The following is a 23,155-nucleotide window of genomic DNA, read 5'->3' on the forward strand; positions in this document are numbered from 1 at the left end:
CGGCGCCTTCCGAGGAAACGCCGTGCCCAACACCACCCAAGCGCCGCTGTTTTCAGCCACCGCGATCACCAAGAATTTCGGCGGCGTGCAGGCGTTGCGCGGGGTCGATTTCGACGTGGTCCCTGGTGAAATCCACGCTCTGCTAGGCCAGAACGGCGCCGGCAAGTCGACGCTGGTCAAGATTCTCAACGGCGTACATCCGGCCGGCTCCTACACCGGCACCGTCCAGCTCGACGGCCGGCCCGTCAGCTTTGCCTCGCCGGCCGACACGCGGTCGAACGGCGTCGGTTACGTTCCACAGGAAATCGAGGTGCTCGAACAGCTCTCCGTCGCCGAAAATGTCTTTGCCGGTCGCACGGGCCTCGGCGACGGCGTGCTGGTTCACCAGCGGAAGCTCGAGCAACGGGCGGCCGAGATCTTCGCCGATCTTGGCATCGATATCGACCCCAGGGCCTATGTCGCGTCGCTGACCTCGGCGCAGCGCCATCTGGTGATGATCGCGCGTGCCATCGTACTGAAGCCGCGCGTGTTGATGCTGGACGAGCCGACCGCCTCGCTCTCTGGCACCGAAGTCGATGCGCTGTTTTCCGTGCTGCGCCGGCTCAAGGCGCAAGGCGTGGCGATGATCTATATCACCCATCGCCTGCCGGAGGTGCTCGCCATCTGCGACCGCGCCACCGTGCTGCGCGACGGGCAGGTGGCGGTGCGCATTGCCCGCGAGGATTTCGACGCCGAGACCTTCATCTTCTCGATGTCCGGCCAAAGGTTGCAGCGGCTGTTCCCCGAGCACGCCGCGCCTGTGGGCGCGCCGGCCGCGCTAGAGGTTCGCCATCTCACCGTCGCCGGCCATGGCGGTGCCGTCCATGGCGCGAAGGATATCGACCTGTCCGTCGCGGCCGGCGAGATCGTCGGGCTGGCGGGTCTGCTCGGCTCCGGACGCAGCGAGATCCTGCACGGCATCTACGGCCGGGTGCCGGCCGAGGGCGAGATCCATGTCGGCGGGCAAGCCGTATCGATCAAATCGCCCAGGGATGCCCGTGCCGCCGGCATCGCGCTGCTGACCGAGGATCGCAAGCGCGACGGCCTGCTGTTCAACCTGCCGGTCGGCGCCAACATCACCATCGGAAATCTCGCGCCCCTGTCGCGGCACGGCGTGGTGCGCGGCGGGCTGGAGCGCGGCGCCATCGTTACAGCCATGCGCGCTCTCAACGTCAAGGCCTCGTCGCCGCAGGCCGCCGTCACCCATCTGTCGGGCGGCAACCAGCAGAAACTGCTGTTTGCCCGCGTGTTGATGCGGGCGCCGAAGGTGCTGCTGCTCGACGAGCCGACCAAGGGCGTCGACGCCGCAACCCGCCACGAGATCTATAGGCTGGTGGTCGAGCTGGCCGACAAGGGCGTCGCGCTGCTGATCGTCGCCTCGGAACTTGAGGAACTGATCGGCCTCTGTGACCGCTGCCTCGTTGTCGCCGATGGCCGCATCGTCGACGAATTCGGCCGTGGCGAAGGCGGCGAGGGCCGCGTCTTGCGTTCGGTGACCAAGGCGCAGGCCGAGCGCCAGGCACAGGTTACGGCATGACATTTGCCGGCAAACGCGTTTTCGTCACTGGCGCGGCGACGGGGATCGGCCGGGCGACGGCGGACTATCTTGTCGCCGAGGGCGCCAAGGTCCTTGGCGCCGGGCTGGACGGCGATGACGGCAAGGCACTCGCAAGCCGCTATGGCGAAAGCCGGCTGATCTTCCGCGAGAGCGACCTCACCCGCGAAGCGGACGTCCAGGCCGCCGTGGTGGCGGCGCAAGAGCGGTTTGGCGGGCTCGACGCGGTCGTCAATTGCGCCGGCATCTATCCGACCGGCAAGCGACTGGAAGAGCTTTCCGACGAGGATTGGGACAGGACGATCGCCGTCAATTTGACCGCGATCTTCCGGGTCTGCCGGGCAACCCTGCCGCTGCTGCGCGCGACGGGCGGCGGCTCGATCGTCAACATCGCCTCCGTGCATGCCGACGCCACGGTTCCAGGCGTGCCGGCGTATGCGGCGACCAAGGCAGCGGTCGTCGGCCTGTCCAGGCAGATGGCGCTCGACTATGCCGTCGACCGCATCCGCGTCAACGCCGTGCTGGTCGGCTCGGTCGCCACGAGAATGACGCTCGACGGCCTGGAGGCCGCCGGCGGCGCGGAAGCGCTGGGCCTCTCCTTCGAGCCCAACCGGATCGCCCGCATCGCCAATCCCTCGGAGATCGCCACGGCGATAGGCTTTCTGATCTCGGACGCCGCGTCCTTCGTCACCGGCAGCGCCATGCAAGTGGATGGCGGTCTGCTGGCGCGGCTGCTTTAGGATTGAAGCGCGAAGGGCATGAACGAAACAGCGCCGGCTGCACTTTCCCCCGGGCCAAGCACGATGACGCCCTCTTCCGGATCATCCCATTGGCCCCGATTGAAGGCCCCGGATGCGTTGGTCTGTGGCTCGACGCAGAAATATGGCTTGGTCGGATCGGCATAGAGCATCAGATGCCTGAAGATCGGATCGGCCGTGATCCGCAGCCCAGCACCGCGCGAGGGAAAGCGGATGATCGCCTCGCCGTTCCAGCCGCCATAATCATTGTTGCGCCAGCCCGCCGGCAGCGGCCGGCCTTCGGCGAAGTCGAGTTCGGGTGGCAAGCCGATGGGATCGCCGGAAACGCCGTCGGGCTCTTCGAGATAGAAACGCCTGGCCTTGAATTGCAGCGTCACATCCGGATCGCGGTCGAACCAGGGATGCAGGCCGAAGCCGAACGGCAGGGCAACCGGCCCGGTGTTGGTCAGTGTCATGGTCACACCAAGCCCTCCACCGGAAACGACGAAAGCTTGCGTCGCGCGATAGAAATAAGGGTCGGCTCCGGCGGCGATATCCAGTGTCAGGATCGCGCTGGCTGTTCCTGCCTCCACCACGGTCCAGGCTTGTTGCCAGCCGCTGCCATGCACGTTGTATTTTTCCGGCGGGTTGTTGGGCGCGACCTGCCAGCGTTTCCTGGCGAAATCGAAGACATTTCCGGCGATCCGGTTGGCATAGGGCGTCATCGGAAACATGGCAACGCCGAGCACATTGCCGGCTTTGCGATCATCCTCCGAAAGCCGGCGCATCAGATCGACGCCGCGCCAGCGCAGTGAACTGACGGAGCCGCCGATGTCAGGCACAAGCCCGACCTCGAGCGCGCCGGCCTTCAGTGTCAGCGGTTCAGAAATTACGCCCATAGCCCGCCATCCATCCACCGTCGACGCCCAGCATCTGGCCCGTCGTATAGGTGTTGAGTGGATCGCAGAAGAACAGCACGGCCGCAACCGCTTCCTCGATATTGCCGGCGCGGTCGACCGGGACGTGGCTGAGCATAGCCTTGTCGCCCGAAACCATGGCCTCGTCCTCAACCAAGCCGACACCGACGGCATTGACCAGGATTTTGGGGCCGAACTCCATGGCCATCGTGCGCATGCCGGCCAGGATCGAGGCGTTCTCCATGGAAAAGCGCGGATGGCGACGCATCGGCATGCCGGCGGCCACCGAAAGCAGGAAGACGATGCGTCCGCCGCCGCGCTCGGTCATGGCCACCGCCGCCTTGCGCGCGGCCGCATACAAGGTGCCGGGATTTTCCGCCGTGGTGCCCGGACGCAAAGGGCATGACACCAGAACGATGTCGGGAGGCGGCACGCCGGCGGGCCGCGTGCCTTCGATGATGCGGCCGCCATTGGCGCGCAAGGCGGCGAGTGCGGCCTCGGCGACCGGATTGCTGGCGCCTTCCAGTTCTATCGTCGCGCCGGCGAGATCGATTTCCATAGCCCCGCTCACATCATGTATCCCGCCGTCCAGCCGCCATCGACCGCCAGCACCTGGCCATTGACATAGCTGGCCGCCGGCGAGGCCAGGAACAGCACCGCCTCGGCGATCTCTTCCGGCTGGGCCGGCCGGGCCAGCGGCACATGGGCGAGGAATTCCTGCGTGCGGCCGGCGAACTTGCCGTCCTCGCCGTAGAACAGCTTGGCGGTCAGCGCCGTCATCACCGAACCCGGAGCGATGGCGTTGGTGAGAATGCCCCTGCCGCCGAGTTCTATCGCCATCGAGCGTGTCAGATGGATGATGCCGGCCTTGGCGGCGACGAACGGGCTTTGCAGCCGCATCGCGGCAAGCCCGACCACCGAGGCGATGTTGACGATGCGCCCCCCCTTGCCGGCGGCGAGCATCGGGGCCAGTGCCGCGCGGCTCGTGATGTAGAGGCCGTCGAGGTCGATGCCGGTGATGCGGTCCCATTCCTCGGTCGGGAATTCCTCCAAGGTGACGCGGTGCGCCAGCGTGTTGACGCCGGCATTGTTGATCAGGATATCGAGGCGGCCATAGCGTTGCATGAGCACGGCGATCGCGGCGTCCACCGAGGCCGGGTCGCGGATATCGGTGGCGCAGGCCATCGCATCGCCCAAGCCGGCCGCGACTTCTTTTGCGCCTTCGCCATTGATGTCGGCCACGACGACCGCCGCGCCATTGTCCGACAGGCGTTTGGCGATCGAGCCGCCGATCGCCCCGGCGGCTCCCGTGACCAACGCTACCTTGCCTCGCAAATCGCAGCGCATGTCCCGTCAGCTCCCCCGCCAGCACCGGTTATGCTATTATAATAATCTGCCGGCAGGGACAAGCAGTTACACGGGCGCGGGACTTATTCCGCGGCCGCGCCGACCGCGCCCTTGCGGGCGGCATCGACCATCCGCCGGCGTGCCCGGAACACGCCCCATTGCTGGTCGACCAGCACGCCGATGAGGATGACGCCGCCCATCACCGCGAAGTTGAGCGAGGAGGGGATGCCGAGCAGATTGACCAGGTTCTGCAATTCCTGCAGCAGCACCGTGCCCAGGAGGACGCCGATCAGCGAGCCCTCGCCGCCGCGCAGCGAGAAACCGCCGAGCACCGCCGCCGCGATGGCGTAGAGCTCGTAGAACTGGCCATGGCTGGCCGGCGAGATCGAGCGCGTATACATGGCGAAATAGATCGCCGACAGCGCGGTGAGCACGCCGCAGATGACATAGGCCGCCATGACGACACGCCCGGTGCGGATGCCCGAATATTTCGCCGCCTCCTCGTTCTTGCCGATGGCGTAGAGATAGCGCCCGAACACCGAGCGGTGCAGCACCACCCACATGACGATGGAAATGACGATCAGCGCGAAGAAGGAGTTCGGCACGCCCCAGGAGCGGCCGGCGGTGAGGAATTCGAGATCGGGAAAATTCTGGCCGAAGGCAAAACCCGCCGTGCCGTCGGCGGTATAGAAGCGCGCGACGCCGCGATAGATCAACAGACCGCACAAGGTCACCACGAAGGGCTGCAATTTCAGCCTAGTGATCAGCCAGCCATGCGCCAGCCCGATGATGGCGCCGAGCACCAGGATGAGCACGAAGGCAACGGGCCATCCCATGCCGCGCACGGCGATGAAGTCGATGAACAGCGTGCCCAGCAGCGCGACGACGGAGCCGACGGAGAGTTCGATGCCGCCGGTGATGATGACGAAAGCCTGGCCGATCGACAGGATGCCGAACAGGCCGATCAGGTTCGAGGTGTTGGCGAGATTGATCGGCAACAGGAAGCGCGGATTGATGATGGCAACGATCGCGCCGACCACCAGGATCAGGATCAGCAGGCCGAGATCTTTCTTTGTCATCGTCTTCTCCCCAATGCCGGCCTGGACGGATCGCGTTGGCGCGACCCAGGCAAATTATTTCGGCTGCTTGCCCACCGCGAGCAAAAGCACGTTTTCCTGGCTGAACTGGTCCTTGTCGAGAATGCCCGAGATCTGGCCCTCATGCATGACGGCGATGCGGTCGGAAACGCCGATCACCTCTTCCATGTCGGAGGAGATCATCAGCACGGCGACGCCGGCATCGGCCAGCGCCCGCATCAGCCCGTAGATCTCCGCCTTGGCGCCGATGTCGATGCCGCGCGTCGGCTCGTCGAGGATCATCACCTTCGGGTTCATGGCTAGCCATTTGCCGAGCACGACCTTTTGCTGGTTGCCGCCCGACAGCGTGCCGGTGCGCGTCTGCACCGAAGGCGCCTTGATACCGAGGTCCTTCTTCTGCTTCTCGGCGGTCACGGTCTCGGCACTCGCGGAAACCAGGGACCGCTTCGCATGCGCCGGCAGGTTGGGCAGCGAAATGTTCTGCGCGATCGAGAGGTCGAGCAGGATGCCGGTCAGCTTGCGGTCTTCCGGCACCAGGAAAATGCCTTGCGCGACGGCGTCCGCCGCTGAACCGAGGGTAAGCGGCTTGCCGTTGAGCTCCAGCGCGCCGCCAAGGCTGGCGTCGATGCCGAAGAACACGCGCGCCAATTCGGTGCGTCCGGAGCCGACGAGGCCGGCGAGCCCCAGGATTTCGCCGCGCCTGACATCGAGATCGACCGGCCGGCCGGGATAGGTTGGGGTGCGGATTGCCTTGGCCGACAGCGCCACGGCGCCCGGCGCCCGCGCCGCCTCGGAGGCCTTTTCGCGCTCCTTCAGCATGCGGCCGATCATCAGCTTGACCATCTGGTCGTGGTTGATGTCACGCTTGCCGAGCGTGCCGGCCAGCATGCCGTCGCGCAGCACCACGACGCGGTCGGCGACGCGCTCGATCTCGTGCAGCCGGTGCGAGATGAAGATGACCGAGATGCCGTCGGCCTTCAGCGCCTTGATGACGTCGAGCAGCTTGTCGGTCTCGGCGAGCGGCAGGCTCGATGTCGGCTCGTCGAGGATGACCAGCCTGGCCTTGATCGACAGCGCCTTGGCGATCTCGACCATCTGCTGCTGCGCCAGCGACAGATCGGCGACCTGCGTGTCGGCGGAGAAATTGGCGCCGACGCGCTTCAATAGCGGCGCCACCATGTCGCGCAGCTTCGCCCGGTCGACCAGCTTCAGCGGCCCGGCGCGCAGCGGCTCGCGGCCAAAGAAGATGTTGGCGGCGACATCGAGGTTCTCGAACAGATTGAGTTCCTGGTGGACGAAGGCGATGCCCGAACCCAGGCTGCCCTCCACGCTCAGGCTGTTATGGGCGGTGCCGTCGACCGTGATGGTGCCGGTATCGGGCGTGGTGACGCCGCCGAGGATCTTCATCAGCGTCGATTTGCCGGCGCCATTCTCGCCGACCAGGCCGATGACCTCGCCCGGCCGGACCTCCATGGAAAACCCGTCCAGCGCCACGACGCCCGGATAGGTCTTGCGCACGTTCTCGAGACTGAGGAACGGAGTGGTCGCGGCGATGGAGGTGTCGGAATAATTCATCATGCCTGACAGCAGCCGGTGGGCCAAAACGGCCCGTTCTGCAGACTGACGACCCCGGCAGGGTTCGTCAATGCGAACAGCCGGCTCAAGTGAGATGAGCCGGCTGAACTGCCTGTGGTCTTAGTTTCCTGCCATCGCCTTGAGATTGGCGGCATAGGCGTCGACGTCGTCCTTGCCGATGATCTTGGTCGGGATGATGATCAGATTGCCGGCCGGGATGCCCGACTTGTCGCCCTTGAGATAGGCGGCCATCAACTTCATGCCCTGATAGGCCCATTCGAAGGGCTGCTGCACGACGGTGGCGGCAATGGTGCCTTCCTTGACGCCGCCCAGCGTGATCGGATCGTCGTCGAAGCCGACGACGGTGATCGAGCCGAGTTTGCCGGCGTCGCGCAGCGCTTCATAGATGCGCGGCGTGTTGTAGGAGTAGAAGCCGACCATGCAGGTGACGTCGGGGCTGGCGACCAGCGCGTCCTCGACATTCTTCTTGGCGCGCGCCTGGTCGATGTCGTCGCCGCGCACGTCGACGAGTTCGATCTTGGTGCCGGCCAGGCCGTCCTTCATGCCCTGGATGCGCTCCTTGGCGTTGTCGGCGCCGAGCAGGCCGACGAAGCCCAGGCATTTGCCGCCGTTCGGCATCGCCTTCTTGGCGATTTCGGCGGCCTGCTTGCCGGCGTCGACATTGGACGAGCCGATATAGGCGACGCGCTTGGTCTGCGGGGCATCCGAGTCGGTGGTGAACAGCGCCGTCTCCGAGGCGATCTTGTTCAGCCCGTCGGTCGAGGTCTTGGGATCGACGGCCGAGACCATGATGCCCTTGACGCCGGCGGTGACCAGGTCGTCCATCAGCCGCTGCTGGATGGCGACCGAGGATTGTTCGGGATATTTGAGTTCGAGCGTGTAGTCGGGCAGTTCGCCCTGCGCCTTCTTGACGCCGGCTTCGGCCGCTTTCCAGAAGTCCGAAGCGCCGTTGACGACGAAGGCCAGCGTCGGCTTGTCGTCGGCACGCGCGATAGCCGTCGCCGTCAGGCCGACAACCAGGGCCGCGGCGGCCACGGATGCATTGCGTATCAAGGATTTCATGTTCAACCTCCCGTTTTGGTCCAGCCATCGGGCTGACCCATCTTGCTCACTAAAATTGCCTTGCTCACCTGAATTGCCGTTCGTGGCTTGGACGCCCCTCCTCCTCAAGGGTTCCCGGCACTGAAGAATGGCGTCGTTTGCAGCCACGGCCACGGACTTTAGACAACCATTCTTCGTTCGTAAATAGTCCGATTTGTCTGACATATCACATATCCGAGACATGGCTCGCGCAGGCAATATCCGCTCGCCATCGGACCGTTCACGGACATTTCCACCGCGCCCCGGACCCGGCCGGGCCGGATGCGATGGATTGACGGTACAGCGCATTCTTGTATTAGTAAACACTATTAGCAAAGGCTCGACATCGCGGTCGGCAAGTGCCATGGCTGCACGGCTCTGCCGATGCCGCGATCCCTATGTGCCGAGTCCAGAGACCTGCAATCCCGGGATTTGAAAGGTGCCTTGAGCCTGCCATGACTGTTGGAATGCGTGCGTGATAATAACTATAAACAAAGTCGACGTTCTCAGGGATCGGCAGCGTCGCGCCATCTTGTCGGCCCGGCGGGCCGCCGCTAGACAGGCCTGGGATTGGGGAACATCTGCCGCATGAGCGAGACGACGGATCCGGCCATCGCGACCGCCAAGCGCCGCAAGGCGCCGGCGAAGCCCAAGGGCCGCGTCACCATGACCGACATCGCGCGCGCCGCCGGTTGCTCGCAGGCGACGGTCTCCTTCGTGCTCAACAATTCGCCGGGTATCCGCCTGTCGCAGCAGACCCGCGAGCGGGTGATCGAGGCGGCCCGCGCGCTCGGCTACAGCGCCCCCGCCTTCTCGGCGCTGGAGAAGCCGCCTGCCGCCTTCGGTGGACCCGGTTTTTATGGGCCAGCCTTCGACGGGCTCGACGGCGTGATCGGTTTTGCCGTCGACCAGCTCGCCACCAGCCCGGAAGCCGTGGTCGCCATCGAGGGCGCGCGCCAGGCCTCGTGGAATGCCGGCAACGTGCTTCTGGTGGCGCAGACCATGGGCGACGCCGTGATGGAGCCGCGCGCCATCTCGGCGCTGACCCGGCGCGGCATCTCGGCGCTGATCTATATGACCATCTTCACCCGCGAGATCACCGCGCCCGATTTTCTCTATGGCCTAGACATCCCGGTCATCCTGCTCAACTGCTACACGTCGGATTACGCTTTCCCAGCCGTGGTTCCCTCCGAGATCGCGGGCGGCCAGAGCTCGACGCGCCACCTGATCAGCCATGGCCACCGCCGCATCGCCACCATCACGGGCGAACCCTGGATGCAGGCGGCACAGGACCGCCTCAAGGGCTACCGCCGCGCGCTCGCCACCGCCGACATCCCTTTCGACGGCGAATTGGTGGTCGAGGGCGACTGGTCGGCCAGCGCCGGCTACGCCGCGACGGTAAAACTGCTGGCGCTCAAGGACCGCCCCACCGCCATCTTCTGCCAGAACGACCGCACCGCCATCGGCTGCTACGAAGCCCTGAAGGAAGCCGGCCTGCACATCCCCGCCGACATCTCCGTCGTCGGCTACGACGACGAGGAAATCGCCCGCCATCTGTTCCCGCCACTGACCACCTCGATCCTGCCGCACATGGCCATGGGGCAATGGGCGATCGAGCAACTGGAAGCGCCGGCGGTGGCGGGACGGGGGCGCTATCCCATCACCAAGCTGGAGTGCCCGCTGGTGGAGCGGGAGAGTGTGGCGACGTTCAAGGGCGTCGCATAAACCGCCGGTCCTCTTGTCCCGTCCCGGATGCAAGCATTGACCGCACTCCCCGCGTCTTGGCTTCATCCCTATAGAGGTCTAGCCTGCTCCTGCAGCAGGGGAGGGCCATATGACATCGAGTTTCACCGTTCATGACGCGTCCGGCTATGAGCAACTCATGGGCCGATGGAGCCGAAAGCTCGCGCCCAAATTCATCGGCTTCGCCGGACTCGCCCCTGGCGAAAAGATACTCGACGTCGGTTGCGGCACCGGCAGCCTGACGTTCGAGCTTGCGAAATCCGCCGAACTCGCGGCGATCGCGGCAATCGACTTTTCGCCTGTTTTCGTAGAGGCGGCAAAGCGGCGTAACAGCGATCCGCGCATCGAGATCCAGCAGGCTGACGCCACCGCCTTGCCGTTCGCGGACAGCACATTCGACCGTGCACTGGCCCTGCTGGTGCTTCATTTCGTGCCCGAAGCCGGCAAGGCGGTTGCCGAAATGCGCCGTGTTACGCGGCCGGGCGGCGTGGTCGCAGCCGTGGTGTGGGATCATCTCGGCGGCATGGCGGGCATGCGCATGATGATCGACACGGTGGCGGCGCTCAGCGAAAGCGGGCGCCAGATGCGCAGCCGCTATTGCTTTCAGCCGATGATGCAGCCCGGCGAGATGAAGCGGACTTTCATCGAGCAGGGACTGGCCGACGTGACCGAAACCGAGCTGATGATCCGTATGGATTACCAGGACTTCGCCGATTATTGGGCGCCGATATCAGCGGGCGAAGGCCCGCTCGGCAAATACATGACCACGCTGGAGGCAGCCGAGCGCGAGCGCACTGAAACTGCCGTCCGCGATGCCTATCAGGCCGGACGACCGGACGGGCCGAGGTCGTTCGCCAATGTCGCTTGGGCGTGCAGGGGCGTGGTGCCCTGACCGCATAGGCGGCGAAGCGCCATCGAAACTGCGCTCAGGCCTGCCGAGCAACCAAATCAGCATAACGCTGCAGGTAGAGCGGCCAGCCCTGATCGCCGGCGACGCCGTCGCGCACGCCCTCCCAGCCCTGGCCATGGCGCTCCAGGTTGCGATGCTCGATCTCGACGCGGGTACGCTCAGCCGTTTCGGCGGTGAACCGCACTTCCCACTCGCTGGTTTTGGCCGGGTCGGTCTCGATGCGCCATTGCGGGCTGATGTCCCAACTCAGGAGCACGCGGTTGGGTGGCTCATAGGCCAGCACACGCGCCCAGCGGCACTCGCTGCCGTCGACGCCGCGGTCATAGACGTGGCCGCCGACCCGAGGCTCGAACACCGTCTCGGCGATCTCGGTTTTAAGCAGGTTGTGCTCTGGCGGTTTGAAATTGCCGAAATCCTCGGTGAAAACCTTGAAGGCGCGCTCGATCGGCGCCTCGACCACGACGGACTGTTTTACGGAGGCGATGGGGATCTGGGTGTTCATGGTCACTCCTCTGGTGGGGTCTCGACGGCCAGCTTGTAGGCCGCGAGCGTCTTGCTCCAGAACCGGTCGAGCCAGGCGCGCATTTCGCCAAGCCCGTGCGGATCGATGTGGTAGACGTTGCTGGCACCCTTCGGCTCCGCGCGCACCAGCCGCGAATCCCTGAGGACCTTCAGGTGCTGCGACACCGCGGACTGCGACACACTGACTTGCCGCGTGACATCCGCCACCGAGCGCGGCCGCTCCGCGATAAGTTCGAAAATCTGCCTTCGGGTCGGATCGCCCAAGGCGGCGAGCTGTGCGCTATCAACAGTCATGACTTATTATTAGTATGGACTGATGATAGAGTCAAGCCTGGAGGCGTCTCGCAGGTTTAGTCCGACTGCGTGGAAATTTCTTCCGACGGACCAAGTTCATTTCGGGTGGAAGGAGTTGCGCCAGAAGGTCGAAATCCACCCAGGCAAAGGGCTACTCCAAGGGGTCTATCCCTTGCGTTCTTCAAGGCTGTTGCCGCCGTCGACCACCAGCAAGGCGCCGTTGATATAGCTGGCGCTTTCGGAGGCCAGGAACACGACTGCCGCCGCGACCTCATCGGGCCGGCCGGCGCGGCCCGGCGGCGCATGCAGGGCCGCTATCCGCTCCGCCTCGCTTGACGCACCCGTCTCGATCCAGCCAGGCGCCACGGCATTGGCGGTGACGCCGTGGCGCGCCACCTCCAGCGCCAATGTGCGGGTCAGGCCGACCATCCCGGCCTTCGCCGCGGAATAGGCGGCGGTGCCGTGGTAGGAGACCAGCGGCCCGGTCACCGACGCGACATTGACGATGCGCCCATACCCCGCTTCGACCATCGCCGGCAGAAACGTCCTGGTGACGAGAAAGGCGGTCTTCAGGCTGGTTTCGATGCCCTGGTCCCACTCGGCCTCGCTCATCGCCAGGAATGCCTTGTCGACGGACGGCGTCGTCAGCGATCCCATGCCGGCATTGTTGACCAGGATGTCGACAGCGCCGACTTCGGCCCGAAGCCGTTCCACCTCCGCGGCAATGGTGAGATTGGCGACCGCGGCCATGGCATCGATGCCCTCGCCGCGAAGCTCGCCAGCGCGCTCCAGCACCCGCGCACTGGCGCCGGTCAGGAAAACCGCATGCCCGGCCTGCCCAAACTGGCGGGCAATGGCAAAGCCGATGCCGTCGACAGCGCCGGCGCCGGTGATCAGGACACGCCTGGTTTTGGGAGTGGTTGTGGGCAAGTCAGGCTCCAAAACCCGTTCGAGCCAAAAGTGTTACCCATGTGCCCGGAACGGACCGTCCGGAACTGGCGCACCCGACAGGATTCGAACCTGTGACCTCTGCCTTCGGAGGGCAGCGCTCTATCCAGCTGAGCTACGGGTGCTTTCAGGACAAGGGGTCCGGAAACGAACCAGCCGGCGAACCGGCAAGTCACGGCTTCTTAGCGGAAGCGGGCGCGGGCTTCAACGGGCAATTGGCGGCGCTGCGAACTTGGCTTGGCGGTAAGGCTTCGTCCGCTGCGCGTCACCATCCCTCACTATTGCCCCACCCCGCTCTTCACCGCGCTTCGCCCGCGCACCGTCCGTTTCGCCTTCTTCGCGCTCGCCAGCTCATGCATGGCATCGAGCTGCATCTGCTGCATTTCGGCCAGCCGCGTCCATTGGCGTGAGATCAAATAGTCGAGCTTTTCGTGCAAATGGCGCACTTCGAGCTCGGCCTTGAGGTTGACGCGGTAGTCGTTGAAGGAGCGCAGGCGGTCTTTCACCTCCTGGCGCTTCTGGCTCATCATGATGATCGGCGCCTGGATGGCGGCGATGCAGGAGAGCAGCAGGTTGAGCAGGATGAAGGGATAGGGATCGAAGGCGCCGGTCGTGCCCTCGAACAGGTTGATGCCGATCCACACCAGCAGCACGCTGCCGAACGAGATCAGGAACCACCAGCTGCCGCCAAAGGCGGCCATGCCGTCGGAGACGCGGTCGGCGAACGTCCGGTGCTCCTCGAATTCTTCTTCGCTGTTTTCCGAAATCGTATCCTGCCGGGCGATCGATTCCACCACCTGGCGGTCGAGCTCGGAGAATTCGCCGTGCTCCTGCTGCAGGAGCTCCTCCATGTAACGCATGCGGTAGCGGCCAAGCTCCTCGCGGCTGATGCGGGCGCCCTTGGGCAGGTCGGGGTGGTCCGAATGAATGCGATCGGCGAGGCTCGGGCGCAGCGTGTCGATGCGCACCAGGTCGCGCTTGCGGAATTTGCGGCCCGAGATCGCCGACGGTTTCTTCTTCGGCTTTATGCGCGACGCGCCGGAGGTTGTCGGTTCGGAATCCGGCACTTCGGGTATGTCGAAATGCTCGTCCGAAACCTCGCTCAAATCCTCCTGCGTGGTCGGCGCCTCGAAATATTCGCCGCCGCTGTCGTTCTCATTGTCCGCCGCCTTCTGCTCGGATGTCTTGGGAACGGTGCTCATCATGGGCTCCTGCGCTACAAATTAGGATACGCCGAGGTGACGGGGCATAGCCACCGTCGGATTTCGCAGCCTATGCCACGTCTTCCGCACGATTGCGTGACAGTCGCAAGACAATAGCCGGCTGAGGGTTTTCAGGGAGCGCTCACACGGTCGGTGGCCGGCCGACGGTCCTCGCCTGCTGAGGGGCGCCCGTCGCAGGCTCAGGGCGTTCGTCATTCGAAACGCCAAGCAATTGGCTTTTCGTCCGCTGCGCGGACCACTCCTCACCTACTGCTGTTCGGCGAACATCAGCCGCGTCTTGGTGGCGTCCATGCTGGGCGACAGGCTGCGCTGGATCAGCGCTTCGACATGGTCGTTGCGCTGGCGGGCCGAGTCGGCGCCCATCACCACCACGATCAACTGGCGGCCGTCGGCGTCGTAGGAGGTGACGATGTTGAAGCCCGACGCCCTGATATAGCCGGTCTTGATGCCATTCACGCCGCGCACGCGGCCGAGCATGTCGTTGTGGCCGCGCACCAGCCGGCCGCGAAACATGAAGTCGCTTTCGGAGAAATAGTGGAAATGCTGCGGAAAGCGCCGCTGCAGCGACATGCCGAGCACCGCCATGTCGCGCGCCGTGGTCATCTGGCCATCGTCGGGCAAGCCGGATGCGTTGCGGAAAGTGGTGCTGGTCATGCCGAGCGATCGCGCCTTGGAAGTCATCATGGCGGCGAACTGGTCCTCCGAGCCGCCGAGATATTCGCCCACCGCCACCGCCACGTCGTTGGCGGATTTGACGACGATGGCGCGGATGGCGGAATCGACGTCGATCGTCTCGCCGCGCCGGAAGCGCATCTTGGTCGGCGGCTGCGAGGCGGCGTGGTCGGAAACCGGGATCTGCGTCTCCTTAGTGACGCGGCCGGTGTCCATCGCCTCGAACAGCAGATAGAGCGTCATCATCTTGGTCAGCGAGGCCGGATAGCGCTGCGCCGTCGAATTGACCTCGAACAGCTGCTTGCCGCTCTTTCCGTCGACGACGATGGCCGCGTATTTCTGCGGCGCCGCCGGCACGGCCAGGACCGAGTCCGGCGGGGCTGTGGTCGAACAGCCGGCCACCAAGGCCACCAGGGCGAGCGCGGCCAGGATTTTCTGGAGGAGCGGAAAGAGACGCGGAAAGGACAAGGGCTGGACTGTTCTGGCGATGCTGTTGCTGAGATGAGGCGAAGCTAACGTAACGCGGCGGATGCGTCCATTTGGTTAATGGCGGTTGGAGCAGGGATTGTCGAGTGCGGTACGGCCTGATTTCCTCTCCCCGCCCTTGGCAGGGCGAGGAGGCTGGGTGAGGGGCGGCGGCGTTGCCTTGATGCGAAATGCCTGTCGCCGCGCTTGCGCAAGGTGCGCCAAGCGGGTTTGGTGGGCGGCTCCAGAATCGCAGGGTGGATATGGTCACGATCAACGCCAAGGGCATTTCGGTTTCGCTCGACCTCACCGTCGGCCACATCGCCGACATGACCGTCGACAGCGGTGGGCGCCGGCTGCGGCCGCTGCATCGCGCGCCCTGGGTGGACGCAAGCGAGACGCTGCCTCCAGACCTGCCGCAAGGCACCGTCCGGCTCTCCGGCGATTTTCTCTGCGCGCCGTTTTCGCGCAGCGATGTCGAGGAGGCGCCGCTGCATGGCTGGCCGGCCAACAGCGCCTGGGATGTGGTGGAAAACGGCGCCACGCAGGGCGGCTGGCGCGCGGTCTTCCGCCTGCGCCACAAGGTGATGGGCGCCAGCGTCGACAAGATCCTCACGCTCATCGACGATCATCCCTTCCTCTACCAGGAACATGTTTTCTCCGGCGGCCGTGGCGCAATCTCGGTCGCTCATCACCCGATGACGGCGATGAGAGGCGGCGGCAGGCTGGCCTTCTCGCCGAAGCGTTTTGCCGCCACGCCGGCCGATCCGCTGGAGCCGGACCCCGCGCGCGGCCGCTTCATGCTGGCGTATCCCGGTCGGTCGTCGGACCTCGGGCATTTTCCCGCCGCCGGCGGCGGTACGCTTGATCTCACGGACTATCGCATGGAGGATCGGCGCGAGGATTTCCTCACCTTGGTCGAGGCCGACCATGGCGGGCCGGGCTGGACCGCGCTGGCGCGTCAGGCAGAGGACGATCTGGTGCTGGTGCTGAAGAACCCGGCCGAACTGCCGGTCACCATGCTGTGGTTCTCGAATGGCGGGCGTGACTACGCGCCGTGGAGCGGCCGCCACCTCGGCGTGCTCGGCATCGAGGATGGGCGCACGGCGATCGGCCACGCCGCCTCGCTCGGCGACAATTGGCTGAAGCGCGAGGGCGTGGCCACGGCATTCGATCTTGGTGAGGGCCGCGCCGTCTCGTTCCGGCACGTCATCGGTGCCTTGCCGCTGCCGGGCGGAGAGCCGCCGCGGGAGGTTACCACGGCGGATGGCCGCCTGCGGTTGGCCGGCGCCACCGCGTTGGAGATCCTGTTCGACAGCGAATTCCTGCGCATCGGCCGGCCGGCGGCCGCATAAGGCAAATTGCCTGACGGCAGGGTTTGAAATTTCCGCCAACTGCCGACAAGATGCGTCCGAAATCGTGCGGGAAGAGCCAAATGTCCGAAATCGCCCACCTCGCCGCCACCATCTTCAAGCGCGCCGGCAAGGCAAAGCGCTTCATCGTCGCCATCGCGGGCCCGCCGGGTGCCGGCAAGTCGACACTGTCGGTAAGCCTGCATGACCTCTTGCCGGAAGGCGCGGTGGAAGTCGTGCCGATGGACGGCTTTCACTACGACGACATCGTGCTCGACGCGCGCGGATTGCGCGCGCGAAAAGGCGCGCCGGAAACCTTCGACTTTGCCGGCTTCGAGGCACTTTTGAGGCGCATCCGGGCCGGCGAGGCCGAGATCGCCATTCCCGTCTTCGACCGAAGCATGGAATTGTCGCGCGCCGCGGCCGCGATCGTCGGCTCCGAGACCAAGTTCATCCTGGTCGAAGGCAATTACCTGCTGCTCGACGAGGAGCCGTGGTCGCGGCTGGCGCCGCTGTTTGATTTCTCGATTTTCGTCGACGTGCCGCGCAACGAACTCGAGCGCCGCCTGATGGAACGCTGGCACGAGCATGGCCGCTCCGAGGCGGATGCACGCGCCTGGATCGCCTCCAACGACATGCCCAACATCGAACGCGTGCTGGCCCGGCGCCGGGCGGCCGACCTGGTCATTGGTTAACCCGATCAATCTTCAGTATTTTTCGACGGGAACCTTAAGACTTACAAGGCGTTATCCCGGTCAGGCAATCATGCCAGAAGAGGGATTCCGTCCGATGGCAACCAAGGCAAAAAAGCCCGCCAGGGGCAAGTCAGCTCAACCGAAAGCGCCGCAATCGACTGCTGGGGCCGGCCCCGCGATCGCCCAGCGCTCCAAGGATGCGAAGGCCTTCGGCAAGGCGGCGCCTAAAAAAGTCGTGTCGGGTAGCACGGCGAAAGCGGCCGCGCCTAAATCGGCGGCGAAGACCCCCCGGGCGAGCAAACCGGCGGCGGGCGCCGGCTCCAAGGTTCGCACGGCAGCCAATGTCGCCGCCGGAGCGGTCGTGGCCACGGCGCGTGGCGTGGCGTCCCTTGCCGCCTCGGTGGTCGGCAGGGGCGGATCCAAGGCGAAAGCGAAGTAGAACCCCGCCTTCCCCGTTCTGGCGGGGTTCAGGGCCGGGCCGGGATGGTCAGGCCCTTCTGCACCGCCGGCCGCGCCAGTCCGCGCTCCAGCCATTTCGCCAGATTGGCGAAATCGTCGAAACCGACCAGATCGCGCGCCTCGTAGAAGCCGATCAGGTTGCGCACCCAGCCCAGCAACGAGATGTCGGCGATGGTGTAGTCATTGTCCATGATCCACTTGCGGCCCTTCAGCCTGACATCGAGGACGCCGAGCAGGCGTCGCGATTCGTCGCGGTAGCGCTCCAGCGGCCGCTTGTCGGCGATCTCGCGGCCGGCGAATTTGTGGAAGAAGCCGACCTGGCCGAACATCGGCCCGACCGCCGCCATCTGGAAGAAGACCCATTGGATCGTTTCGTAGCGCCGCGCGGCGTCAACGGGCATCAGCAGGCCGGTCTTTTCCGCGAGATAAAGCAGGATGGCGCCGGATTCGAACAAGCCGATCGGCTTGCCGTCCGGACCGTCGGGATCGATGATCGCCGGGATCTTGCCATTGGGGTTGAGCGACAGGAATTCCGGAGTCCAGCTCTCGTTCTTGCCGATGTTGATGAGATGCGGCTCATAGGGCAGGCCCAGTTCCTCCAGCGCGATCGATATCTTCACCCCGTTCGGCGTCGTCGCCGAATAGAGCTGGATCTGGTCGGGATGCTGGGCCGGCCAACGGGTTGCGATCGGAAAGGCGGACAGGTCGGCCATCGGGAACTCCTGGGCGGGGATGCGCGCCAAGGGCGCGGTGTTGGCGGGTCGGCCAAGAATTAGAGCTGCGGTCGGGCCGGATCAATATGGCGGCGACGCTTTAACCATGCACGGATGGTCAACCGATCGGACCGCCTGGGCGGATAGCAACCGCCGGCGCAGGTGGTGACTGCCGGAGCAAATGGCAACCGTCCCGGATCAGATGGCCTTGAAGGCCAGCACCGCATTGGTGCCGCCGAAGGCAAATCCATTGCTGATGGCGGCGCGCACCTTGCGCTCGCGCGCGACATTCGGCGTCACGTCGAGATCGCAATCGGGATCGGGCTCGCGGTAATTCGCGGTCGGCGGCACGACGCCTTCGCGGATCGCCATGACGCAGGCGATCATCTCCAGTCCGCCCGATGCGCCAAGGCAATGGGCGTGCATCGACTTGGTCGAAGAGACCGAGAGCGCGCGCGCATGCTCGCCGAAGACGCGCTTGATCGCGAGGGTTTCGATCTGGTCGTTGGCCTTGGTGCCGGTGCCATGCGCGTTGAGGTAATCGATATCCTCGGGATTGAGCCCGGCATCGGCGAGGCAGAAGCGCATCGCGGCCTCCGGCCCCTCAACAGTCGGCGCGACGATATCGGAGGCGTCGGCCGAAAGGCCGGCGCCGGCGATTTCGGCGAGGATGGTGGCGCCGCGCGCCATCGCATGGTCGTAGCTTTCCAGAACCGCCATGCCGGCGCCTTCGCCCAGCACCAAGCCCTGGCGGTCGGCGGAGAACGGCCTGCATGTGTCGGGCGCCAGCACGCGCAGCGCCTCCCAGCCCTTCAGCACGCCCCACACCAGCGGCGCATCGGTGCCCCCGGCCACCATGACATCGGCGCGGCCGAGCCTGATCTGGTCGACCGCCGAGGCGATGGCATGGTTGGCCGACGAACAGGCCGAAGTGACGCCGAACACCGGTCCGCGCAAGCCAAGATGCATGCTGACCTGGCCGGCGGCGGCGCCCGGCATGACCCTGGGAACGGTGAAGATACCGGCGCGATTCTTGCCCTCGATCAGGATGGCGCGATAATTCTCCTCGACCGTCTCGAAGCCGCAGACGCCAACACCGATAATGGTCCCCATCCGATAGGTATTGTCCGCATGCGGGACCAATCCGGACTGCAGCATGGCTTCTTTCGCCGCGATCACCGCCAGCAGGCTGAAGCGATCCATCGACACCAGTTGCTTGCGCTCGATGCCGTGGTCGGGCAGTTCCTTGATCTCGCAGCCGGTCTTGACCTTCAGTTCACTCTGGAAATCGCTGCCGATAGGGCCGATCGCCGAACGCCCGGCACGCATCTCGCCCCAGATTGCTGGCATATTGGTGCCGAGCCCGCATATCCCGCCAAGGCCGGTGATGACGACGCGTTTTTGCATTCGGTCAGGCTTTTTTCGCGATCAGCGCGCGAACGGCCTCGACCATGTCGCCGACATTCTTCAGATTGCTCCAGGCATCGACCGTGTTCATCTCGATCTCGATGCCATACTGCTCCTCGAGGTCGAAGATGATCTCGGTCAGCTCCAGCGAATGGATGCCGAGCGCCGTCAGTTCGGTTGTTGTGGTGATTTCCTCGCCGCCCGGCTCGGCATGGGCCTTGATCTTCTCGATGATGTCCGTTGCCAGCTGGTCAGCCATTCGGTTTCTTCCCCACTGTGTCGTTTCCCGACGCCAACTGAACGGCGCCTTCTTTTCCTCGATATCAGGCCGCGATCTTCGCCTTATACCTCCGCCAAGCGTCGCCTGACCGTACCAAGGTGGTTCCCTCTATAGAAACGGAAACGCCATCAAGCAACAAGCTATATGTCGACAAAAGCGCCACAGTGTTTAACTTGGCGGCGTGGATACGATCGAGAATACGAAGTTTTCAGGTCAGCTGGCCCAGCGCGCGGCGGGCAAGGCGCAGCTTTGCTGCGCCAGCAGCGACGGCCGCACGCGGCTGCGGCGCCTCTATCAGGACGGCTCCGCCAAGATAAGGCTGCCGGCCGTTTCGGCCGGTCCGCTGGAGGCCGTCCTGATCAACACCGCCGGCGGGCTGACCGGCGGCGACCGTCTCGGCTGGGAGGTCGATGTCGGCGCCGATGCCAGCGCCACGGTCACAACCCAGGCCTGTGAAAAAGTCTATCGCGCCGCGTCGGACCATGCCGAAACCAGCGTGAAGCTGACCGTCGGCGAGAACGGCAGTGTTGCCTGGCTGCCGCAGGAAACCATCGTCTTCGACCGCGCCGCCTTTGCCCGTACGCTTGATGTCGAGCTTGCGGCCGGCGCCGAGGCGCTGGTGCTGGAAGCGGCCGTCTTCGGTCGCCTGGCCATGGGCGAACGCGCCGCACAGGGCATTTTTCACGACCGCTGGCGTGTCCGCAGGGAAGGAACCCTCATCCATGCCGAGGATTTTCGCATCGGACCTGGCATCGCCGACACCCTGTGCCGCGCGGCGATAACAGGCGGCGCGATCGCCGTGGCAACGCTGCTGCTGGTGTCGCCGCGGGCGGAAGCCTTGCTCGACCCGGTTCGCGAGATCATCGGCGACCAGGGCGGCGCCAGCGTCTGGAGCGTGAAGACATCTGGCAAGCTTCTTGCGAGGCTCTGCGCCGAGGACGGCTACCAGCTGCGCCAGCGGCTGGTCCCGCTGGTCGGATTGCTCAAAGGAAAGGCCGGGCTGCCCAAATTATGGTCACTGTGACTGTCTCCGTATCATTTCAGGAAGCCGCATGAACCTGACGCCAAGGGAAAAGGACAAGCTGCTGATCGCCATGGCGGCGGTGGTGGCGCGCAAGCGGCTGGAGCGCGGCGTCAAGCTCAACCATCCGGAAGCCATCGCGCTGATCACCGATTTCGTCGTCGAAGGCGCCCGCGACGGCCGCCCGGTGGCCGAACTGATGGAGGCCGGCGCCCATATCGTCAGCCGCGCGCAGGTGATGCAAGGCATCGCCGAGATGATCCATGACGTGCAGGTGGAAGCGACATTCCCCGATGGCACCAAGCTGGTGACCGTGCACGAACCGATCCGGTGAGGAGAGAAAAATGCTGGAGCTGCGCCCGAACTGTGAATGCTGCGACAAGGATCTGCCGCCGGAAGCCAGGGATGCGCGGATCTGCACCTTTGAGTGCACCTTCTGCGCCGGCTGTGCCGAAACCGTGCTTGGCGGCGTCTGCCCCAACTGCGGCGGCAATTTTACGGCCCGGCCGATCCGCCCCGCCGCGATGCTGAAGAAATATCCGGCTTCGACCAAACGCGTGCTCAAGGCTGAGGGCTGCGGGCCGGCCAAGGCCGCCTGACATCGCAAAACGAAAGGCAAGTAAATGATCCCTGTCAAACGCCTGTGCCTCTCGGCGCTCCTGCTCGTGGCGGCGGCCATGCCTGCCTACGCCCATGTCGGCATCGGCCCGACCTCCTCCTTCACCGCCGGCTTCATGCATCCTTTGTCCGGCCTTGATCATATGACCGTGATGATCGCGGTCGGGCTGTGGGCGGCGCTCAAGGGCGGCAAGGCGATCTGGGCCTGGCCGGCGGCCTTTGTCGGCGTGATGCTCGCCGGCGCGGCCCTTGGCATGGCCCATGTGCCGGTGCCCTTCGTCGAACCGGGCATTTTGGCCTCGGTCGTGGCGCTCGGTCTGCTGGTGGCGCTGGCGGTCGATCTGCCTGTCTCTGCCGGTGTCGCCATCCTCGGCCTGTTCGCGCTGTTCCACGGCCACGCCCATGGCACGGAAGTGCCCGAAAATGCCGGTGGGCTCGACTATATGGCCGGCTTTGCCATCGCCACCATGTTGCTCCATGCCATCGGCATCGCCGCCGGGCTTGGCCTCGGCACGGGGTTTCGCCGCGTGGCCCGCATCGCCGGTGCCGCCTGCACGGCAATCGGCGTCGGCCTCGCATTCGGCGTCGTGTGAGGCTCCATGATCCCCGGCGAAATCATCCCCGCCCAAGGCGACATCGAACTCAACAAGGATCTGCCGACCCTCACCCTGAAAGTCGCCAACAGTGGCGACCGGCCGGTCCAGGTCGGCAGCCACTACCATTTCTTCGAAACCAATGAGGCGCTGAAATTCGATCGCGAACGGGCGCGCGGCATGCGCCTCGACATCGCCGCCGGGACCGCCACGCGCTTCGAACCGGGGCAGGAGCGGGACGTTACGCTGGTGCCGCTTGGCGGCAAGCGCGAGGTCTACGGATTCCAGCAGAAGGTGATGGGCAAGCTGTGAGGGCGTCTACTGCGTGGCGCGCGAGGAGTGGCTTCAGCGCAGGCACGAGCGTTGCGCGTCGCTCAGTCCGAGGGCTTGGCGGCCGCGTAGATGACGATCTTTCCGGGATCGTCGAACTCCACGGCCAGAACATCCTGGGCAAGCACACGCCGCGAATCGATGGCGTTGAAAAGCAGCGCGTTGGCCTCGATCTCCTTGCGCAGTTCGGCGACATCGTCCTGATGCTGCCGAACCTTGTTCTCGATTGCCGGCGGCGGGCCGCCTTCGCTGCGGGCCGCGTCGGTCAGGAATACGATATCGACCTTGTCGAGCTTGGACGTTTTGCGCACCGTGCTGATGTTTTCGCGCGTGCGGTCGATCGCGGAACTGACCTTGCCGATTTCCGCCGTTGCCTTGGCCTCTTCCTGATTGACCTGCGAGCCGACGATGCGGTCGACGGTCTCGGGACTTTCAAGACCCTGCGCGTTCAGCGCCGCATGGGGAGCGCTCGCCACCAGAAAGGCAGCCGCCGCAAGGGCATGCAGCCATCTCATATCGGGCAGGGTGGTGACCGTCATCGT

At 65.1% G+C, this 23,155-nt stretch carries 27 protein-coding genes and 1 tRNA gene; 12 read left to right on the forward strand and 16 right to left on the reverse strand.

Annotation, left to right across the window (positions count from 1 at the left end; all coding sequences use genetic code 11):
- Nucleotides 1–22: 22 nt before the first annotated feature.
- Both LB569_RS24740 and LB569_RS24745 read left to right on the forward strand, forming a co-directional pair.
- Nucleotides 23–1,576 (forward strand): sugar ABC transporter ATP-binding protein, encoded by a 1,554-nt coding sequence (locus LB569_RS24740; protein WP_224694448.1) that lies wholly within the window; start codon nucleotides 23–25, stop codon nucleotides 1,574–1,576.
- On the forward strand, nucleotides 1,573–2,334 hold the full coding sequence (locus LB569_RS24745) for an SDR family NAD(P)-dependent oxidoreductase (protein ID WP_140703201.1): 762 nt from the start codon (nucleotides 1,573–1,575) through the stop codon (nucleotides 2,332–2,334). Before LB569_RS24740 ends, LB569_RS24745 begins: the two co-directional genes overlap by 4 nt.
- On the opposite strand, the gene LB569_RS24750 is transcribed toward LB569_RS24745, so the two are convergent.
- The 6 genes from LB569_RS24750 to LB569_RS24775 all read right to left on the reverse strand — a co-directional run bounded on the left by LB569_RS24750 (nucleotide 2,331) and on the right by LB569_RS24775 (nucleotide 8,350).
- A complete protein-coding gene (locus LB569_RS24750) occupies nucleotides 2,331–3,230 on the reverse strand; it encodes an aldose 1-epimerase (protein ID WP_140703199.1) in 900 nt (299 codons plus the stop codon). The two genes, LB569_RS24745 and LB569_RS24750, sit on opposite strands and share 4 nt — an antisense overlap.
- Nucleotides 3,214–3,819 carry an SDR family NAD(P)-dependent oxidoreductase gene (locus tag LB569_RS24755; protein ID WP_224694449.1) on the reverse strand — a complete coding sequence of 202 codons (606 nt, stop codon included), beginning with the start codon at nucleotides 3,817–3,819 and terminating at the stop codon, nucleotides 3,214–3,216. The genes LB569_RS24750 and LB569_RS24755 overlap by 17 nt, the downstream gene beginning before the upstream one ends.
- A complete protein-coding gene (locus LB569_RS24760) occupies nucleotides 3,816–4,595 on the reverse strand; it encodes an SDR family NAD(P)-dependent oxidoreductase (protein WP_224694450.1) in 780 nt (259 codons plus the stop codon). The genes LB569_RS24755 and LB569_RS24760 overlap by 4 nt, the downstream gene beginning before the upstream one ends.
- 83 nt (nucleotides 4,596–4,678) lie before the next feature.
- On the reverse strand, nucleotides 4,679–5,674 hold the full coding sequence (locus LB569_RS24765; protein ID WP_140703193.1) for an ABC transporter permease: 996 nt from the start codon (nucleotides 5,672–5,674) through the stop codon (nucleotides 4,679–4,681).
- A gap of 54 nt (nucleotides 5,675–5,728) precedes the next feature.
- Nucleotides 5,729–7,267, reverse strand: a complete 1,539-nt coding sequence (locus LB569_RS24770) for a sugar ABC transporter ATP-binding protein (protein WP_224694492.1) — start codon at nucleotides 7,265–7,267, stop codon at nucleotides 5,729–5,731.
- 120 nt (nucleotides 7,268–7,387) lie between these two features.
- Nucleotides 7,388–8,350: a sugar-binding protein gene (locus LB569_RS24775; RefSeq protein ID WP_140703191.1), complete on the reverse strand. Its 963-nt coding sequence runs from the start codon at nucleotides 8,348–8,350 to the stop codon at nucleotides 7,388–7,390.
- 606 nt (nucleotides 8,351–8,956) lie between these two features.
- Here LB569_RS24775 and LB569_RS24780 point away from each other — a divergent pair.
- Entirely contained in the window at nucleotides 8,957–10,093 is a 1,137-nt protein-coding gene (locus LB569_RS24780) for a LacI family DNA-binding transcriptional regulator (RefSeq protein ID WP_224694451.1), read from the forward strand.
- Nucleotides 10,094–10,202: 109 nt separating this feature from the next.
- Nucleotides 10,203–11,003 (forward strand): class I SAM-dependent methyltransferase, encoded by an 801-nt coding sequence (locus LB569_RS24785; protein ID WP_224694452.1) that lies wholly within the window; start codon nucleotides 10,203–10,205, stop codon nucleotides 11,001–11,003.
- A gap of 34 nt (nucleotides 11,004–11,037) precedes the next feature.
- Here LB569_RS24785 and LB569_RS24790 read toward each other — a convergent pair whose 3' ends face one another.
- From LB569_RS24790 to LB569_RS24815, 6 genes are all read right to left on the reverse strand, one after another.
- On the reverse strand, nucleotides 11,038–11,523 hold the full coding sequence (locus LB569_RS24790; RefSeq protein WP_224694453.1) for an SRPBCC family protein: 486 nt from the start codon (nucleotides 11,521–11,523) through the stop codon (nucleotides 11,038–11,040).
- A 2-nt stretch (nucleotides 11,524–11,525) separates the two neighbouring features.
- Entirely contained in the window at nucleotides 11,526–11,837 is a 312-nt protein-coding gene (locus tag LB569_RS24795; RefSeq protein ID WP_224539442.1) for an ArsR/SmtB family transcription factor, read from the reverse strand.
- A gap of 165 nt (nucleotides 11,838–12,002) precedes the next feature.
- Nucleotides 12,003–12,767, reverse strand: coding sequence for an SDR family oxidoreductase (locus tag LB569_RS24800; RefSeq protein ID WP_224694454.1), 765 nt, complete (start codon nucleotides 12,765–12,767; stop codon nucleotides 12,003–12,005).
- Nucleotides 12,768–12,833: 66 nt separating this feature from the next.
- Nucleotides 12,834–12,910 (reverse strand) — tRNA-Arg (locus LB569_RS24805).
- 153 nt (nucleotides 12,911–13,063) lie between these two features.
- Entirely contained in the window at nucleotides 13,064–13,987 is a 924-nt protein-coding gene (locus LB569_RS24810) for a DUF1003 domain-containing protein (RefSeq protein ID WP_224694493.1), read from the reverse strand.
- Between the two features lie 267 nt (nucleotides 13,988–14,254).
- Nucleotides 14,255–15,148: a D-alanyl-D-alanine carboxypeptidase family protein gene (locus tag LB569_RS24815; protein WP_224694455.1), complete on the reverse strand. Its 894-nt coding sequence runs from the start codon at nucleotides 15,146–15,148 to the stop codon at nucleotides 14,255–14,257.
- 254 nt (nucleotides 15,149–15,402) lie between these two features.
- Here LB569_RS24815 and LB569_RS24820 point away from each other — a divergent pair, with 254 nt between their 5' ends.
- From LB569_RS24820 to LB569_RS24830, 3 genes are all read left to right on the forward strand, one after another.
- Nucleotides 15,403–16,500, forward strand: a complete 1,098-nt coding sequence (locus tag LB569_RS24820) for a hypothetical protein (RefSeq protein WP_224694456.1) — start codon at nucleotides 15,403–15,405, stop codon at nucleotides 16,498–16,500.
- A gap of 80 nt (nucleotides 16,501–16,580) precedes the next feature.
- Nucleotides 16,581–17,192 carry a nucleoside triphosphate hydrolase gene (locus LB569_RS24825; protein WP_224694457.1) on the forward strand — a complete coding sequence of 204 codons (612 nt, stop codon included), beginning with the start codon at nucleotides 16,581–16,583 and terminating at the stop codon, nucleotides 17,190–17,192.
- 94 nt (nucleotides 17,193–17,286) lie between these two features.
- A complete protein-coding gene (locus LB569_RS24830; protein WP_224694458.1) occupies nucleotides 17,287–17,631 on the forward strand; it encodes a hypothetical protein in 345 nt (114 codons plus the stop codon).
- Nucleotides 17,632–17,659: 28 nt separating this feature from the next.
- Here the strand turns inward: LB569_RS24830 and LB569_RS24835 are convergent, their stop codons facing one another.
- The 3 genes from LB569_RS24835 to LB569_RS24845 form a co-directional block, all read right to left on the reverse strand.
- A complete protein-coding gene (locus LB569_RS24835; protein ID WP_224539255.1) occupies nucleotides 17,660–18,364 on the reverse strand; it encodes a glutathione S-transferase family protein in 705 nt (234 codons plus the stop codon).
- A gap of 198 nt (nucleotides 18,365–18,562) precedes the next feature.
- Nucleotides 18,563–19,771 (reverse strand): beta-ketoacyl-[acyl-carrier-protein] synthase family protein, encoded by a 1,209-nt coding sequence (locus LB569_RS24840; protein WP_224694459.1) that lies wholly within the window; start codon nucleotides 19,769–19,771, stop codon nucleotides 18,563–18,565.
- Nucleotides 19,772–19,775: 4 nt separating this feature from the next.
- Nucleotides 19,776–20,030, reverse strand: a complete 255-nt coding sequence (locus LB569_RS24845) for an acyl carrier protein (RefSeq protein ID WP_027145432.1) — start codon at nucleotides 20,028–20,030, stop codon at nucleotides 19,776–19,778.
- Between the two features lie 202 nt (nucleotides 20,031–20,232).
- On the opposite strand from LB569_RS24845, the gene LB569_RS24850 reads away from it, so the two are divergent.
- From LB569_RS24850 to LB569_RS24870, 5 genes are read left to right on the forward strand one after another with little or no spacing between them, the layout of a single operon-like run.
- Nucleotides 20,233–21,075 (forward strand): urease accessory protein UreD, encoded by an 843-nt coding sequence (locus LB569_RS24850; protein ID WP_224694460.1) that lies wholly within the window; start codon nucleotides 20,233–20,235, stop codon nucleotides 21,073–21,075.
- A 28-nt stretch (nucleotides 21,076–21,103) separates the two neighbouring features.
- Complete coding sequence (locus LB569_RS24855) at nucleotides 21,104–21,406, forward strand: urease subunit gamma (protein WP_140703161.1); 303 nt, start codon at nucleotides 21,104–21,106, stop codon at nucleotides 21,404–21,406.
- A 10-nt stretch (nucleotides 21,407–21,416) separates the two neighbouring features.
- On the forward strand, nucleotides 21,417–21,671 hold the full coding sequence (locus tag LB569_RS24860; RefSeq protein ID WP_140703159.1) for a DUF1272 domain-containing protein: 255 nt from the start codon (nucleotides 21,417–21,419) through the stop codon (nucleotides 21,669–21,671).
- 24 nt (nucleotides 21,672–21,695) lie between these two features.
- A complete protein-coding gene (locus LB569_RS24865) occupies nucleotides 21,696–22,283 on the forward strand; it encodes a HupE/UreJ family protein (protein ID WP_224694461.1) in 588 nt (195 codons plus the stop codon).
- A gap of 6 nt (nucleotides 22,284–22,289) precedes the next feature.
- Nucleotides 22,290–22,595 (forward strand): urease subunit beta, encoded by a 306-nt coding sequence (locus LB569_RS24870; protein ID WP_224694462.1) that lies wholly within the window; start codon nucleotides 22,290–22,292, stop codon nucleotides 22,593–22,595.
- 62 nt (nucleotides 22,596–22,657) lie between these two features.
- Here LB569_RS24870 and LB569_RS24875 read toward each other — a convergent pair whose 3' ends face one another.
- Nucleotides 22,658–23,152, reverse strand: coding sequence for a hypothetical protein (locus tag LB569_RS24875; RefSeq protein WP_224694463.1), 495 nt, complete (start codon nucleotides 23,150–23,152; stop codon nucleotides 22,658–22,660).
- Between the last annotated feature and the right edge of the window lie 3 nt (nucleotides 23,153–23,155).

The organism is Mesorhizobium sp. BH1-1-4 (assembly GCF_020165665.1).
Taxonomy (GTDB): domain Bacteria; phylum Pseudomonadota; class Alphaproteobacteria; order Rhizobiales; family Rhizobiaceae; genus Mesorhizobium.

Coding starts and splice junctions, on each gene's coding strand:
- LB569_RS24775 (WP_140703191.1), bottom strand. CDS start 8,350: ATGAAATCCTTGATACGCAATGCATCCGTGGCCGCCGCGGCCCTGGTT.
- LB569_RS24770 (WP_224694492.1), bottom strand. CDS start 7,267: ATGAATTATTCCGACACCTCCATCGCCGCGACCACTCCGTTCCTCAGT.
- LB569_RS24845 (WP_027145432.1), bottom strand. CDS start 20,030: ATGGCTGACCAGCTGGCAACGGACATCATCGAGAAGATCAAGGCCCAT.
- LB569_RS24745 (WP_140703201.1), top strand. CDS start 1,573: ATGACATTTGCCGGCAAACGCGTTTTCGTCACTGGCGCGGCGACGGGG.
- LB569_RS24855 (WP_140703161.1), top strand. CDS start 21,104: ATGAACCTGACGCCAAGGGAAAAGGACAAGCTGCTGATCGCCATGGCG.
- LB569_RS24825 (WP_224694457.1), top strand. CDS start 16,581: ATGTCCGAAATCGCCCACCTCGCCGCCACCATCTTCAAGCGCGCCGGC.
- LB569_RS24860 (WP_140703159.1), top strand. CDS start 21,417: ATGCTGGAGCTGCGCCCGAACTGTGAATGCTGCGACAAGGATCTGCCG.
- LB569_RS24810 (WP_224694493.1), bottom strand. CDS start 13,987: ATGAGCACCGTTCCCAAGACATCCGAGCAGAAGGCGGCGGACAATGAG.
- LB569_RS24790 (WP_224694453.1), bottom strand. CDS start 11,523: ATGAACACCCAGATCCCCATCGCCTCCGTAAAACAGTCCGTCGTGGTC.
- LB569_RS24835 (WP_224539255.1), bottom strand. CDS start 18,364: ATGGCCGACCTGTCCGCCTTTCCGATCGCAACCCGTTGGCCGGCCCAG.
- LB569_RS24875 (WP_224694463.1), bottom strand. CDS start 23,152: ATGACGGTCACCACCCTGCCCGATATGAGATGGCTGCATGCCCTTGCG.
- LB569_RS24785 (WP_224694452.1), top strand. CDS start 10,203: ATGACATCGAGTTTCACCGTTCATGACGCGTCCGGCTATGAGCAACTC.
- LB569_RS24795 (WP_224539442.1), bottom strand. CDS start 11,837: ATGACTGTTGATAGCGCACAGCTCGCCGCCTTGGGCGATCCGACCCGA.
- LB569_RS24780 (WP_224694451.1), top strand. CDS start 8,957: ATGAGCGAGACGACGGATCCGGCCATCGCGACCGCCAAGCGCCGCAAG.
- LB569_RS24840 (WP_224694459.1), bottom strand. CDS start 19,771: ATGCAAAAACGCGTCGTCATCACCGGCCTTGGCGGGATATGCGGGCTC.
- LB569_RS24865 (WP_224694461.1), top strand. CDS start 21,696: ATGATCCCTGTCAAACGCCTGTGCCTCTCGGCGCTCCTGCTCGTGGCG.
- LB569_RS24830 (WP_224694458.1), top strand. CDS start 17,287: ATGGCAACCAAGGCAAAAAAGCCCGCCAGGGGCAAGTCAGCTCAACCG.
- LB569_RS24870 (WP_224694462.1), top strand. CDS start 22,290: ATGATCCCCGGCGAAATCATCCCCGCCCAAGGCGACATCGAACTCAAC.
- LB569_RS24760 (WP_224694450.1), bottom strand. CDS start 4,595: ATGCGCTGCGATTTGCGAGGCAAGGTAGCGTTGGTCACGGGAGCCGCC.
- LB569_RS24765 (WP_140703193.1), bottom strand. CDS start 5,674: ATGACAAAGAAAGATCTCGGCCTGCTGATCCTGATCCTGGTGGTCGGC.
- LB569_RS24750 (WP_140703199.1), bottom strand. CDS start 3,230: ATGGGCGTAATTTCTGAACCGCTGACACTGAAGGCCGGCGCGCTCGAG.